1 protein-coding gene is annotated in these 596 nt (G+C 48.3%); it reads right to left on the reverse strand.

What is annotated here, in order from left to right; genetic code table 11:
- Positions 1-596, reverse strand: a 596-nt coding sequence (locus tag MT390_RS19700; RefSeq protein WP_499442910.1) for a tandem-95 repeat protein, incomplete at both ends; no start/stop codon positions are given.

The following is a 596-nucleotide window of genomic DNA, read 5'->3' on the forward strand; positions in this document are numbered from 1 at the left end:
CCGTGCCATCAGCATTAACTACTACTGAACCGTTACTACCTTGGGTAACAGAGGCTACTGGCGAGATCGCCGCTGCAGTCCCATCGGTTGAGTCATCATCATTCGCAAGCACATCGATATCAATCGCGGCATCTTCGTTAGTGCTTGCGGTATCGTTAGCTACAACGGTTAAATCATTAACCGCATCCACAGTGACATTAACCGTGGCTTCCTGGCCTTCTTCATTGGTATAAGTAAAGCTATCCGTGCCGTTAAAGTCTGCATTCGGTGTGTATTTCACCGTGCCATCGGCATTGATTGAGACTGAACCATTAGCGCCTTGAGTCACACTTTCTACCGGCGAAACAGCCGCCTCGGTGCCATCAACCGTATCGGTGTCATTCGCAAGTACATCGATATCAATCGCCGCATCTTCGTTAGTCGTCGCGGTATCGTTAGCTACGACGGTTAAATCATTAACCGCATCCACCGTGACATTAACCGTGGCTTCTTGGCCTTCTTCGTTGGTATAAGTAAAGCTATCCGTGCCATTAAAGTCAGCATTTGGTGTGTATTTCACCGTACCATCGGCATTGATAGTCACGATACCGTTGGTA

This window comes from Vibrio sp. 2-Bac 85 (assembly GCF_037546705.1).
Lineage (GTDB): Bacteria > Pseudomonadota > Gammaproteobacteria > Enterobacterales > Psychromonadaceae > Psychromonas.